Source organism: Terriglobales bacterium, assembly GCA_035651655.1.
GTDB lineage: Bacteria > Acidobacteriota > Terriglobia > Terriglobales > Acidobacteriaceae > DASRFG01.
On sequence record DASRFG010000029.1, the window covers coordinates 1 to 11,732 of the forward strand.

9 protein-coding genes are annotated in these 11,732 nt (G+C 55.9%); 8 read left to right on the forward strand and 1 reads right to left on the reverse strand.

From position 1 onward, the window contains the following. Nucleotides 1-239 precede the first annotated feature (239 nt). Nucleotides 240-1,544 carry a zinc dependent phospholipase C family protein gene (locus VFA76_14390; GenBank protein HZR33030.1) on the forward strand — a complete coding sequence of 435 codons (1,305 nt, stop codon included), beginning with the start codon at nt 240-242 and terminating at the stop codon, nt 1,542-1,544. Between the two features lie 44 nt (nt 1,545-1,588). Here the strand turns inward: VFA76_14390 and VFA76_14395 are convergent, their stop codons facing one another. Then, nucleotides 1,589-3,037 carry an ATP-binding protein gene (locus VFA76_14395; protein HZR33031.1) on the reverse strand — a complete coding sequence of 483 codons (1,449 nt, stop codon included), beginning with the start codon at nt 3,035-3,037 and terminating at the stop codon, nt 1,589-1,591. Between the two features lie 50 nt (nt 3,038-3,087). Between VFA76_14395 and VFA76_14400 the strand changes: the two genes are divergently transcribed. The 7 genes from VFA76_14400 (at nt 3,088) to VFA76_14430 (ending at nt 11,446) form a co-directional block, all read left to right on the forward strand. Then, entirely contained in the window at nt 3,088-4,206 is a 1,119-nt protein-coding gene (locus VFA76_14400; GenBank protein HZR33032.1) for a universal stress protein, read from the forward strand. A gap of 9 nt (nt 4,207-4,215) precedes the next feature. Next, nucleotides 4,216-4,917, forward strand: a complete 702-nt coding sequence (locus VFA76_14405; protein HZR33033.1) for a response regulator transcription factor — start codon at nt 4,216-4,218, stop codon at nt 4,915-4,917. 107 nt (nt 4,918-5,024) lie between these two features. Further along, nucleotides 5,025-6,224 carry an outer membrane beta-barrel protein gene (locus VFA76_14410; GenBank protein ID HZR33034.1) on the forward strand — a complete coding sequence of 400 codons (1,200 nt, stop codon included), beginning with the start codon at nt 5,025-5,027 and terminating at the stop codon, nt 6,222-6,224. A gap of 206 nt (nt 6,225-6,430) precedes the next feature. Next, nucleotides 6,431-8,230 (forward strand): potassium-transporting ATPase subunit KdpA, encoded by a 1,800-nt coding sequence (gene kdpA, locus VFA76_14415; GenBank protein ID HZR33035.1) that lies wholly within the window; start codon nt 6,431-6,433, stop codon nt 8,228-8,230. 9 nt (nt 8,231-8,239) lie between these two features. Beyond that, nucleotides 8,240-10,267, forward strand: coding sequence for a potassium-transporting ATPase subunit KdpB (gene kdpB, locus VFA76_14420; GenBank protein ID HZR33036.1), 2,028 nt, complete (start codon nt 8,240-8,242; stop codon nt 10,265-10,267). Nucleotides 10,268-10,277: 10 nt separating this feature from the next. Then, on the forward strand, nt 10,278-10,865 hold the full coding sequence (gene kdpC / locus VFA76_14425) for a potassium-transporting ATPase subunit KdpC (protein ID HZR33037.1): 588 nt from the start codon (nt 10,278-10,280) through the stop codon (nt 10,863-10,865). Between the two features lie 278 nt (nt 10,866-11,143). Then, nucleotides 11,144-11,446, forward strand: a complete 303-nt coding sequence (locus tag VFA76_14430) for a hypothetical protein (protein HZR33038.1) — start codon at nt 11,144-11,146, stop codon at nt 11,444-11,446. Nucleotides 11,447-11,732 lie beyond the last annotated feature (286 nt).

Sequence of the window (11,732 nt, forward strand, 5' to 3'; positions counted from 1 at the left end):
GCCCATCGCGGCAGGTAAGGAAATGGGTAAAGGATTCGGCCGGGGAGGCAAGAAAACCGGTCACGCAATCAAAGAAGCCGTCACTACAGAAAGTGATCGGGGTGACCGGGAGAAAAAGCAAGAGCGTGCGGACCAGAAAGACCCACAGTAATTCATCACTTCGGACCGACTCAACAACGCCGGACAGCACGAGAAATCCGGCGCTGGTTGGGTCTTCGGTACGCGCGGATAAAGCGATTATGTGCGATGAAGATCTCAGCCAACGGCACTGGCTTCGCACCGTGAGTATCCTTCTTTTCTTCGTATGTGCCTTGAGTGCTCCCCTGTGCGTCAGCTACTCCGTCCTTACCCACGAAGAAGTCGTGGATCTACTCTGGGAGCACCCCATACGCGATCTTCTGTTGCAGCGCTTTCCAGATGCGACGCCGGAGAATCTGCGCCGCGCACACGCCTATGCCTATGGTGGCTGCCTGATCCAGGACATGGGCTACTACCCATTCGGCAATCGCCAGTTCAGCGACCTTGTGCATTACGTGCGCAGCGGCGATTTTGTGGAGGCCCTGATCACAGAGTCTGCCGATCTTAACGAGTATGCTTTCGCCTTGGGCGCGCTCGCCCACTACGCCTCTGACGTAAGCGGCCATCCCGCCATCAATCATGCAGTGTCGCTGCGTTTCCCCAAGCTGCGGAAGAAGTACGGCGAGTCAGTCACTTTCGCCCAAGATCCCAAAGCCCATATCCGCACTGAGTTTGGCTTCGACGTAACGCAGGTGGCAAAAAACCGCTTCGCCTCTGACGCGTACCACGACTTCATTGGATTCGAAGTTTCAAAACCCTTGCTGGAACGCGCGTTCAAGAAAAATTACGGCCTGGAGCTGTCGGACATGTTTAACGATGTCGACTTGGCGATAGGCACTTATCGCCGCGCCATCAGCAGCGTCATTCCAGAAATGACGCGAGTCGCGCTGTTGATCAAGCCAGCTGACGCGGTTGTAGAAACACCCGGCCGCAACAAGAAGAGATTCCTGTACCACATCTCACGCGCACAGTATGCAAAGGAGTGGGGCAGAAAATTTCGGACCCCCGGTCCGGGCGCAAGAATTCTCGCATTCATATTTCGATTGATCCCCAAAATCGGTCCGTTTAAAGCCATGGAATTCGAGCTCCCCAATACCCAAACCGAGGACCTTTTCCTGAAAAGCATCAATGACACCCTGGATAATTACCGTCTGCTGATGGCTGGGATGAAAGCGGGCAAGACCAAGCTGGTGAATCGCGACTTCGATACGGGTAATGAGACCAAGGCCGGGGAGTACAAGCTCACCGATGACACCTACTCTACGCTCCTGGATAGAATCGCCGCAAAGAAGTTCACTTCAGTCAGCCCAGAATTGCGCGACAACATTTTGTCATTTTATCAAGACCTTCACGCGCCAGTCTCCACCAAACGGCGCGCCGACCGCTGGAATAATACCCTCCGCGAGCTTCATCAGCTTCAGGAAGTCAAGGAGGCTGTTACCACAGTTCCATCGCCGTCTAACTAGGAGGGCCGGTTGCCAACTTCTCTGCCGGGCCCAGTGAGCGCGCCTTAACACGCTACTGGCAACGAAAAATAAAACACCGATCCCCGGCCTAGCTGGCTAGTCACACCGATTGTGCCTCCGTGTAGTTCGACAATCGCTTTTGCGATCGCCAATCCCATACCGGTGCCCTGAATGGATACTCTCTGGTTTCGCCCACGATAGAACTTCTCAAAAATCATTGACTGTTCAATATCGTCAATGCCAGGGCCGTGGTCGGCCACGCTGGTCACCAGTTGGCTGTCGCGCAATTCGGCGGTGATGTGCACAGGCGTGCCCGGCGGCGAGTATTTGCCTGCATTTTCCAGCAACTGGGCAAGCACTTCGGCAATACGCCGCACGTCCATACGCACCGGGGGAAGATTATCGGGGATGGAGACGTCCACCTTATGGTTCTCCAGAACGTGCTTGGAGTCCTGGAGCGCGGAATCCACGGCTTCGCGAATCTGATATGGCTGGAAATTAAGCTCGACCTGATGAGCGTCCAATTGTGCTACTTCCGTTGCCTCGCCGATCAGGCGATTGAGCCGATCGCTTTCCTCGTTGATTACCGTGGCCAGGTCTTTCAACTGCGGCTTGTCGAGTTCGACTTCAGACAGAAGCGTCTCCGCGGACGCTTTGATTGCGGTGAGCGGCGTCCGGAATTCGTGGGTTACGGAGTCGAGCAGCAATGAACGGAGCCGGTCGCTTTCCCGCGAGGCCTCGGCTTTTGTGAGCTTTTCCATGGTTGACACGCGCTCTATGGCAATGGCCACCAGGCTGCCGATTGCCTCCAGCGTCTCGCGAGACAAACTGCAGCCGAGCAGCCCCAGGCTTCCAATCGAGCGCACCCCCATCCGCAACGGCATGAAACACGTACTATGTTGCCGATCCAGCACAGGTTCCCCGCGCTTGCTGATGGCGTTCAACTGTTCCGTTGAAATGAGCGACTGGACCGCAATGTCGGAGTAGTAAGTCTTCTGCTTGTTCTCCAGAAAGATAGCGGCGCCGCTTACTCCGAGAGACGCCACCACGAATCCGGGAACGTTGTTCAGCAATCCAAAGACGTTATCGCTAAGCAGGAGTTGTTGGCTAAACATGTAAAGCCGTTCCAGCTCGCGACGGCGCTGATGCGATTGCAATGCTTCGCGACGCGCTCGCTCGGATAATTGGCTGGCAATTGTTGCGGTCGCCAGGAACGTGAGGAGCGCTACCCAGTTTTGTGGGTCGGCGATAGTGAAATGAAACAATGGTGGCAGGAAAAAATAGTTGTAGGCCAGTGTCGCAAGCAGAGCCGTGAAAATCGCGTACCTCATTCCCCAGGTAGCGGAAATTAAGAGTACGGCGAGCAAGAAAGTGAATCCCACGGTCGTGGGATTGACATGAATTATCCTCCAATAGACATAGGCGATTGCGGCAACTATCGATACCGCGGCAACGAAACGCAATAATGGTCGCCGGATGTCTTTCACGCGCATGATTGTATTCCATTCGACATTTGTGCCGACTGTCGACGAGAATAGCCACAATGCCAAAGACGCCTGAGCAATGGCTGGAAGAAACAGCCGCGCCAAAGGAGCGAGGGATCTTCAAGCTCTTCCTGGGCTACGCCCCGGGCGTGGGTAAAACCTACAACATGCTCAGCGAGGGGATCCGCCGCCATAGCCGTGGCGAGGATGTCGTGATCGGCGTGGTAGAGACCCACGGACGTAAGGCAGTCGCGGAGCTTGCAACCCGGATGGATAGCGTCCCCCGCCGACAGATGCAATATAAAGGTGCGTCTTTCGAAGAGATGGACGTGGATGCCATCCTCGCCCGCAAACCGCAAGTTGTGCTGGTGGATGAACTGGCCCATACCAACATCGAGGGCAGCAAACACCGTAAGCGTTACGAAGATGTTATGGAACTCCTGGACGCAAAGATCGACGTCATCTCAACTATGAACGTGCAGCATATCGAAAGCCTGACGCCCCTCGTCCAAAGCATTACTGGCGTTCCAGTCCGCGAAACGGTCCCAGATTGGGTGCTGCAGCGGGTGAATGAGGTTGTTTTGGCAGATCTGACCCCAGAAGCACTGCAGACGCGCATGCGGCGTGGTGACATCTACCCGGTGGACCGAGCGGAAAGAGCGCTGGGACATTTCTTCCGCCCCGGCAATCTCATCGCTCTTCGAGAGCTGGCTCTTCAGCAGGTCGCCAAAGCGGTGGATCGCAGCCTGGAATCTTATCTCGACAGGGAAGGCACGGGCAGCGCTGCCGTTCGTGAGCGCATTGGCGTCTGCATTAGCTCCAACCCCGTCGCGCAATATCTGATCGCGCGCGCAGGTCGAATGGCCAATCGGATAGATGCAGAACTGTTCGTCATTTATGTGGACGTGGGAAGAGATAAAGGTCCGGAAGAACAACGCACGCTGGCCCAGAACATTCAGTTTGCCCAGAACCTTGGGGCCAAGATCCTCCGAGGCAAAGGCACGACTGTTGCGGAAGAAGTCGCAAAAATCGTCCGCGAAAATCACATCACACAAGTGATCTTTGGACGTTCAGCTCAGAGCGGTTGGAGGAGATACCTCTATCTTTCGGCAATACACAAGTTCCTGCGCGATGCTCCGCCTGTGGATGTTCACATCGTAACCCAAGAGGTGAAGTGAGCATCGCAAATGCCTGAAGATGAGAAGCGAAAAATCCTCGTAGTTGATGACGAGCCGCAAATCACTCGCGTCCTGAAGACCACCCTGTCCACTCGCGGATACGCCATCCGAACCGCTGCCGATGGCGATGAGGCAGTCCAAACCATCAAACAGTGGTCGCCCGACCTGGTAATAACCGATCTGCGAATGCCCAACATGGACGGCCTGGAGTTGTGCCGCTATATCCGGTCGAAGTCGCAGACGCCGATCATAGTTTTGTCGGTAAAAGGCGAAGACAAGATCAAAGTCGAAGCGCTGGATGCCGGCGCTGACGATTACGTGACCAAGCCGTTCAGCGTGCCTGAGTTGCTGGCGCGAGTGCGCGCGGCCCTGCGGCGCTCAGTGCCGACCCAAGCACTCGACCAGGGGCCGATCGCAGTCGGGCATTTTCGTATCGACCTGCAAGCGCACACTGTCCACGTGAGGAGCAAAGAAGTGCGCCTGACTCCGAAAGAGTTCGACCTGCTGGTTTATTTGGCACGTCGCCCCGGCAAGGTGGTGACTCATCGCGCGTTGCTATCGGGTGTGTGGGGCGAAAACAGCGTGGAGCAGCCCGAATACACTCGAGTCTTCGTCAACCACTTGCGCAAGAAAATTGAGCCCTCGGAAGGTAATCCTCGCTACATCCTGACTGAGCCGTGGATCGGCTATCGCTTCGAGCCGGGCGAGTAGCTCGTTCCTCCAGCCATTCTTCTGCGAACAGAACGAGTCTCCCGGATTTTTACAAAACTTTTATGCACTTTTTATCCCCCTTTTATGCCTGGCGTTGTTGAATTGAATTGACCGCGGCAATGTTCATTCGGCCATCATCTCGTCTCAGAGATCGGCACCTTCAGCTTGGAATTTGCACCATCGCCCTGCTGGTCACTTCGTTGCGAGCGCAATCAGATACTCAGGCAAATGCGCCGGCCCTACCTCCCTGGCAATATGGCGGATTCGTGGACTCCGCCTACTTGTTGGATTTCAATTACCCTTCAAATCATTTGTTTCGCAGCCGAGGCACGACTTACAAGGTTGACGAGCCAATTCTTAACATGGCCGCCGCATACGTGCAGAAGAACACTTCCGAGTTATCGCGCTGGGGATTGCAATTGACTGTGCAGGGTGGACAAGACTCCAGGGTGTTTGGATTCTCCGCAACCGCACCCAACCTTGCCGGGTCCGAGTGGCTGCGCCATTTTGGGCCAACCAACGTTTCCTACTTGGCACCAGTCGGTAAGGGACTGACGCTGCAAGGTGGAATTTTCAGCAGCTTTATCGGCTACGACTCGCTCTATGCCAAGGACAACTTCAATTACACACGCCCCTGGGGCGCAGACTTCACGCCCTATTTGATGTTGGGCGTCAACGCTCAATATCCGCTTACTAAAAAGCTAACAGCCGCCCTTTTTGTGATAAACGGCTATTGGCATTTGGCTGACGCCAACAGTGTTCCGAGTTCCGGCGGCCAAGTTGCGTTCAAACCCACTGAGCACACGACCTTTAAACAGACGGTGCTCTACGGGCCACACCAGTCGGATACATCACTTCAGTTCTGGCGGTTCTTGTCTGACAGTATCGCAGAGTGGAAGCACGACCCGGCTACGATTGCATTCGAATATCAGGTGTCAGAAGAAAGAGTTGCTACGGCTGGAAATCCGCGCGCCTTGTGGATGTCGGCGCAGTTGCCGGCGCACTGGAGTTTCAACAAGCACTGGAGCGCGACCGTGAGGCCTGAGGTTGCATGGGATCGCAACGGGCGCTGGACCGGATTCGCGCAGACGGTTAAAGCCTTCACCAGCACGCTGGAATACCGCATTCCATTCCGGCAAGCGAATGCCATCATACGATTGGAGCATCGGGTCGACGATTCCCGCGGGCCCGGCGGTGGCTTCTTCAACGATGGGGAAGTTCGTCCGGGCGTGGCTCGACTCACAGCAACGCAAAACCTTTTGATTTTGGGAGTGATTTTGACGTTCGATTCACAATTTCGTCCGTAGCTTTTTCGGAGGTTGTATGCAGGATTTTATTTTCGTCGCGGTGACGGTACTGTTTTTCGTCATGTCTATTGGCTACGTTCGCTTCTGCGAAAAAGAGAAGTGAGATCAAAACGCTATGCACCTGGAATCGGCAATCATGCTCACAGTAAGCGCTTTGATGATGGTGTACTTGCTATACGCGCTGCTTCGCCCGGAGAAATTCTGACATGACGGTGAATGGATGGCTGCAGATCGCTGTCTTTTTCGGGCTGGTTCTCGCGGTCACCAAACCCATAGGCATCTTCATGGCGCGCGTCTTCAGCCGCGAGAGGACGTTCATGGATCCGGTGCTGCGCCCCGTCGAGCGCCTGCTCTACCTCGTGACCGGAGCGGACGAAAACCATGAGATGCGCTGGACGGAGTACGCCGTTTCGATGCTGCTATTCAGCCTGGTGCCGATGCTGCTCCTGTACTTGATGGAACGTATACAGGGATTCCTGCCGTTCAATCCGCAAAAACTGGCGGCGGTCCCGCCCGCGCTGGCGTTCAATACGGCAGCGTCTTTTACCACCAATACCAACTGGCAGAATTATAGCGGCGAAACCACCATGAGCTATTTGACCCAAATGGCTGGCCTTGCCTACCACAACTTCATTTCTGCCGCCGTAGGTATCGTGCTGGCCATCGCTTTCATTCGAGGCATCGCGCGCCGCGAGAAGGAAACGATCGGCAACTTCTGGGTTGATCTGGTGCGCTGCACTTTGTGGGTTTTACTGCCGTTCTGCCTGGTTGGCTCGCTGCTCCTGGTCTCGCAGGGCGTGGTTCAAAATCTTAAGCCCTATGACACGGTGAAACTCGTCGAGCCCCAGCAGGTGCAGAAGACCGGCCCTGACGGCAAGCCGATGGTCGGTCCCGACGGCAAGCCAGTGATGGACACGGTCACGGAACAGGTGATCGCGCAGGGTCCCGTAGCTTCACAGGAAATTATCAAAGAGTGGGGCACGAACGGCGGCGGTTTTTTTAACGCCAACAGCGCTCACCCGTTCGAGAATCCGACACCATTGTCTAACCTCATTGAACTGTTCTCGATCTTCGCAGTTTCTTCCGGTTTGACGTACACACTCGGCCGCATGACGGGCTCACAAGCGCATGGCTGGGCAGTGTGGGCGGCCATGGCAGTTCTGTTTGTAGCCGGTGTGAGCACCACGTACTGGGCGGAAGCTCGCGGAAATCCGCTGCTGCCAAGCGGCGTTGACCAGCGTGTGAACGCTCTGCAACCGGGCGGAAATATGGAGGGCAAGGAAGTACGCTTCGGAATCGCCAATACAGCTTTGTGGGCCACTGTCACCACGGACGCAAGTTGCGGCGCCATCAACGGCTGGCACGATTCCTTCACGCCGCTCGGCGGGTTGGTGCCGCTGGTGAACATCATGCTCAGCGAGGTGATCTTCGGCGGAGTGGGCGCCGGGATGTACGGCATTCTTATTTATGTGGTGCTGGCGGTATTCATCGCCGGACTTATGGTGGGCCGCACGCCTGAGTATCTCGGAAAGAAGATTGAAGCCTACGACGTGAAGATGGCCATGCTTGTAGTTCTGGTGTTTCCGCTGGTGATCCTGGTTTTCACGGCGATTTCGGCAATTAAGCCGTTCGGCACTTCGAGCATTCTGAATCCCGGGCCGCACGGCTTGAGCGAGATCCTCTACTCCTTTACATCGCAAGCGGGAAACAACGGCTCTGCCTTCGCAGGACTGACCACGAACACGCTTTGGTACAACACCGCCGGTGGTTTAACAATGTTGATTGGGCGCTTCTTCATGATCATCCCCATGCTGGCAATTGCCGGCAATCTCGCTCGCAAGCGCTATGTGCCGCCATCGCTCGGCACTTTTCCCGTGACCACGCCGCTGTTCACCGTGCTCCTGGTCGGCGTGATCATCATTGTGGGCGCGCTGACTTTTTTCCCAGCCTTGAGCCTGGGACCGATTTTGGAACACCTGTTGATGATGGCTGGCAAGACGTTCTGAGAATTATTTATGGCGACCAAGAAAAAGGCTGTCTGGGAATGGAAGATCGTTCGTCGTGCCATATGGGACGCATTCCTGAAACTTAACCCGCGCAAGATGATGGGGAACCCTGTCATGTTCGTGGTGGAGATTGGCAGCGTAATCACAACTGTGTTGCTGGTCCGCGGCGGCACAGCCTTCAAGTTCAATCTGCAGATCACACTGTGGCTGTGGTTCACGGTGCTGTTCGCTAACTTCGCTGAGGCCATGGCGGAAGGCCGCGGCAAAGCCCAGGCGGACACCCTGCGCCGAGCACGCGCGGAGACGGTGGCGAATCGCATTCTGGTGAATGGCAAGAGCGAAAAAGTTCCCAGTTCACACCTGCGCGCTGGAGATACGGTCCTTGTCTCGGCAGGTGAATTCATCCCCTCGGATGGCGAGATCATCGAGGGCGTAGCTTCAGTTGACGAGTCTGCCATAACCGGCGAATCCGCGCCCGTCATTCGCGAGGCTGGCGGCGATCGCTCAGCAGTAACGGGTGGCACTCGGGTTCTTTCGGATCACATCAAAGTTAAGGTGACCTCCAATCCCGGCGAAACCTTTCTTGATCGAATGATCGCCCTGGTGGAAGGTGCGGAACGCCAAAAAACGCCCAATGAAATTGCTTTGAATATTCTGCTCGCCGGTTTGACCATCATCTTTTTGCTGGCGGTCGTGAGCCTGCAGCCTTTCGCCATCTACTCCGGTTCGCCGCAGAGCGTCTTCGTGCTGGTGTCGCTGCTGGTGTGTCTGATCCCGACCACCATAGGCGGCCTGCTCTCGGCCATCGGTATTGCCGGCATGGACCGGCTGATTCAGCACAACGTGCTCGCCATGTCGGGCCGCGCCGTGGAGGCGGCCGGCGACGTGAACACGCTCCTGCTGGACAAAACTGGCACCATCACCCTCGGCAATCGCCAGGCATCGCGCTTCATTCCGGCGCCAGGGGTCACGGAGCGAGAGTTGGCAGACGCCGCACAGCTTTCTTCATTGGCGGACGAGACCCCCGAAGGCCGTTCGATCGTGGTCCTCGCCAAAGAGATGTACGGCCTGCGTGGTCGCGAGCTGTCGTCTCGGGAGGCTCAGTTCGTGCCCTTCTCGGCGCAGACGCGCATGTCCGGTGTGAACCTCGATAGTTTCGAAATTCGCAAGGGTGCGACCGACGCAATAAGAAACTATGTCTGTCAAAACGGCGGCGATTTCCCGAGCCAGGTCCAGGAGCAAGTGGACCAAATCGCCCGTTTCGGCGGCACGCCGCTGGTAGTTGCCGAGAAAGGTCGCGGTGCACTTGGTGTCATTGAACTAAAGGACATTGTGAAGGGCGGAATGCGCGACCGCTTTGACCAGCTTCGTGCCATCGGTATTCGAACCGTGATGATTACCGGTGACAATCCGCTCACCGCTGCCGCCATTGCGCGTGAGGCTGGCGTGGACGACTTCCTGGCGCAAGCCACTCCCAAGGATAAAATGGATTTGATCAAGCGGGAACAAGCCGGTGGCAAGCTGGTCGCAATGACCGGCGACGGCACCAACGACGCTCCCGCCCTGGCCCAGGCAGACGTTGGCGTGGCCATGAACACCGGCACGCAGGCCGCCAAAGAAGCCGGCAACATGGTGGACCTCGACTCCAATCCCACTAAACTCATCGAGGTAGTCGAAATCGGCAAGCAGCTTCTGATGACGCGCGGCGCGCTGACGACGTTTTCTATCGCGAACGACGTTGCCAAGTATTTCGCGATTATCCCGGCGATGTTCGCCGGCACCTTCCCGGTGCTGAATGCGCTGAACATTATGCATTTGCAGACCGCCCAGTCGGCAGTATTATCGGCGGTCATCTTTAACGCTCTCATTATTATTGCGTTGATCCCTCTCGCGCTGCGGGGCGTGAAATACCGGCCGATGGGGGCAGCCGCGCTGTTGCGGCGCAATCTGTGGCTCTATGGATTTGGGGGAATTATCATCCCGTTCATTGGGATCAAACTGCTTGATGTTTTAATCATGCACGTGGGTCTGGCGTAGAGAAGCTTACATGAAAAATAATTTGCTCACTGCCCTCTGGATGACCATCGCGACCACCATACTGCTAGGTATCATCTACCCGCTGGTAGTCACCGGCATCGCGCAACTTGTGTTTCCTGCTAAGGCCAATGGCCAATTGATCCAGCGCGACGGAACCATCATCGGGTCGCGGATCATCGGCCAGCCCTTCACTGGTCCGGCATATTTCCATTCTCGACCCTCGGCAGCGGGAAATGGTTACGATGCTGCGAACTCAGGTGGCACGAACCTGGGGCCGACCAACCATAAGCTGATTGACCGCGTACAACAGGACGCCGCTGCGTTGTCGGCCGGGAATTCGGGAAAGCCTATCCCAATCGATCTGGTCACCACCTCTGCCTCTGGCCTGGATCCCAACATTTCTCTTGCGGCTGCGGATTTCCAGATCGCCCGCGTGGCACGCGAACGCGGAATCAGCGAAGATCAGCTCCGCGGACTGATCGCTACCCACACTGCAGGCCGGCAGCTTGGATTTTTGGGGGAGGTCCGCGTGAACGTCCTTGAGCTGAACCTTGACTTGGATTCAAAACACCCACTGCAGGAGCATACTTCGAGGTAACGGCGATTTAGTTTACACAGGGACGCAGTGAATGCGTAGAAATCGAACCTCGAACCTACTGATTGTGGAACAGTAGCTAATCTGTCGGCTTTGCGGCGGTGGTGGCGTTTTGCGCTCAGGCCCGCCGTGATCTCCGTTGGCAAAAAATGCCGAACTGAATATGTACTTCGGTCGCAACTAACGGCCATCGCCAGGGTTAATTCGTTCTATTATAGTGTTGTCAAATGCCAAGGATTTTGTCAGTGTCATACGATGAAGGGCTGCTCAAGAGTCGCCAATTGTTGCTTGAGCGTCAGGGGTGCGAAGTAGTATCTGCCCACGGATACACAGCAGCCTTGGATGAATGCAACAGCGGCAATCCATATCATCTTTTCATTCTTGGGCATTCAATTCCCCACAAAGACAAGGAATCCCTGGTCGCTGCTTTTCGCGCTCACTACTCGGCCCCCATAATCGCGCTGAAAAAAACCGGTGAGGGGCCTGTTCAAGGTGCAGATTTTCTCATTGACCCCGAACCGACCGAACTGCTTGCCTTGGTTGCCAAAGTCGTTGCTCAGAAAGCTCAGCACAAAGGACCTTGATTTCAAACTCGCGCCATCCACATGTCAGTTCCAGTTATGAACATTGACGCGCGGTGCTATCTCCCGCACTAATGACGCTGTTTGCTGGCTGCGCAGACGTACGACTCCAAGGGTCTGGGGTCGCCGCTCACCGCCAAATAGACTCTTAACCCGGCCAACCCGAGTTCCTGGCCAAGAACTCTAAAACTCAGAACGGATGTGACCAGTTGCTGCTCTTTTACCCATCCTTAAGGTTCCCCTGCCGAGGCTTGCATGACATCCCCAAAGTGGCTTTTGCCCGCAGTTC

What these genes read in the sequence shown, in the direction of transcription:
- VFA76_14390 (HZR33030.1), top strand. Translation starts at nt 240, where the DNA reads ATGTGCGATGAAGATCTCAGCCAACGGCACTGGCTTCGCACCGTGAGT.
- VFA76_14395 (HZR33031.1), bottom strand. Translation starts at nt 3,037, where the DNA reads ATGCGCGTGAAAGACATCCGGCGACCATTATTGCGTTTCGTTGCCGCG.
- VFA76_14400 (HZR33032.1), top strand. Translation starts at nt 3,088, where the DNA reads ATGCCAAAGACGCCTGAGCAATGGCTGGAAGAAACAGCCGCGCCAAAG.
- VFA76_14405 (HZR33033.1), top strand. Translation starts at nt 4,216, where the DNA reads ATGCCTGAAGATGAGAAGCGAAAAATCCTCGTAGTTGATGACGAGCCG.
- kdpA (HZR33035.1), top strand. Translation starts at nt 6,431, where the DNA reads ATGACGGTGAATGGATGGCTGCAGATCGCTGTCTTTTTCGGGCTGGTT.
- kdpB (HZR33036.1), top strand. Translation starts at nt 8,240, where the DNA reads ATGGCGACCAAGAAAAAGGCTGTCTGGGAATGGAAGATCGTTCGTCGT.
- kdpC (HZR33037.1), top strand. Translation starts at nt 10,278, where the DNA reads ATGAAAAATAATTTGCTCACTGCCCTCTGGATGACCATCGCGACCACC.